Below are 2,093 nucleotides of genomic sequence, written 5' to 3'. Positions count from 1 at the left end.
CGTAAAGCTTCCCGACTGGTACAGTGTGTAGCTACAATCTCTTAATAAAAATATTAATTTAATTTAGACAGTAAATACTTCAGAATAATACCTGTAAAAAAGCCAACAAAAATGACACAAAAACTTAAGGCAAAGAAAATCGCTGACAACCATATACTTCCAACAACGTCTGGAAAATCAGATGGTTGATGTAATCTATAGGCGAAGGTGTTATATATGAAAATAAAAATAGATATTATAAAAGCATATACGCAACATAACCACCAGGCACTCAGATCTTTATACCACGAAACTCTCAAGCCACACAGAATAAGAAATCCCCATGATACCCACGAGATGATGGATGCAGGAAGATTTATTCGCTCATATACATATATGGGAATATACTTCTCCATTATTAACAAAAATAAAAATAAAAACACCCATAAAAGTTCGGCAATGAAATATTTTAACATACTTATCTATCTCCCAGACTTGATCCAAATACTGGCTCTCGGATATAGCCGGGTTCTCCGGGTTGTGGCCCAGGATTTATTGGGGCGTTTGGCCATGATGTCTTAGGGATAGATGCGCCACAAGATTTCATCGCCTGTTCTGCACAGTGGCAACAGTTAAACTCAGTAAAGTGATACTTTTCACCTTTACATTGCTTCATCGCTTCTCGAATACACTCATCGAGTGATGGATTTTGAGGCTCAGTACATATTGTACCTGATTTATTGGGGGCAGGATCTGCATGAACTCCCTTATTGTCAAAACTTGATGTAGTACCATCTTCAAACTTCATATAGCAATGCCTTGCATATGGAACGGGCACAGGATCGAATTTTCTATGGCACATCTGATATAAACCTAATGGATCCATGCCTATAATCGGATTTAACGGGTAACTATATAAATTCCATCCCCCTTCCAGCCCTATCGGGTCCTGAGTGATATACCTTCCCTGTAACGGGTCGTAGTAACGGTGCCTGTTATAGTACAGTCCTGTCTCTTTATCATACTGCTGGCCCGGCAGGCGGATGAGCTGTTCCAGGTTATGCGGATTATCTTCCCGCAGCATATTCCCCCATTCATCAGACTCAGCTCGCCACGCAACCCGTCCTTTAATGTCAATCAGCGCCAGCGGCAGCCCCCGGTGGTCGCAGTGGTACAGGTGGATTTTGCGTTCCGGCGTATATTCCGGCTCCAGCTGATTTTTCATCTGCTCCGGCGTCAGGCCGCACTGTGCCAGCCACGCCCGGGTGGCTTCGCTGAGTTCTCCGCGCCGTAGTTCCGCTTCCAGATTATCCACCATTGCCACCAGTTCTGGCGGGAAGGTCACGTTTGCTTCCTGCTGAAATTTCTCGGCCAGCGTGCGACGTGCTGCTTTTGCCAGCTCTGCGGTTGCCGTTTCAATACGGATGAACGGCGTAAAGCTCCCCGGCTGGTACACCGTCTGTATACGGGTTTTGTCCGTCTGCGTGGTGGTCAGCCTGTCGCCGTCCCAGGCGTACCACACGGTTTCCTGCAGCGCCGGCTGTGAACACGAGCCATCGTGAAATACCGTACATGCCCACACCCGTTTGCTGATTCGCCGTCCCAGTGGGTCGTAAAGATAACGGCTTTTCGTCAGCACGTTGCCTGCCTGCATCCGGCGGTAGTGCACCAGTCGGTGCTGGTTATCGTAGCGGTAGTGATGTACGAAGCTGCCGTGCGGGTGTATCCGGCGCTCGTTTTTCTCCGTCAGCCTGCCGTGTTCGTCATAATGATAAAAGTTCTCCACATCCTGGGTGATGCGGTTATCCGGGAAGCTTTCCGGCAGCATCGGATATTTATCCCGTTCCGCTGTCCGGTTGCCCGCCGGGTCGGTGAGCGTCCACTGCACCAGGTCGTGGTGGGACGATTTAATGTGTGTGCCGAGCAACCTCCCGGCGTCGCCGTACTGATAATCCCGCTGCTCATGCTGCCCGCTGATACGGACCAGCTGTCCGCCGCTGTTCCAGGTGTAGTCGCGGTTAAGCTGGAGAATGCTGAGGTGATGGTGCTGTAGCTGACCGCCCGGCGTGTATGCCGTGGTCAGTTCGTACTCGCCGAAGCGGCGCTGCGTTTCG

Annotated in this window: 1 protein-coding gene; it reads right to left on the bottom strand. The window is 49.5% G+C overall.

The window, feature by feature from the left end:
* Positions 1–457 precede the first annotated feature (457 nt).
* Positions 458–2,093: RHS repeat-associated core domain-containing protein (locus QNN88_RS22720; RefSeq protein WP_414242134.1), on the bottom strand; the 1,636-nt coding region annotated here is incomplete at its 5' end.

Source organism: Citrobacter sp. ANG330, assembly GCF_047467925.1.
Lineage (GTDB): Bacteria > Pseudomonadota > Gammaproteobacteria > Enterobacterales > Enterobacteriaceae > Citrobacter_A > Citrobacter_A amalonaticus_G.
Note: the sequence above shows the minus strand (reverse complement) of the source record. Positions and strands in the feature narration are given on the sequence as shown.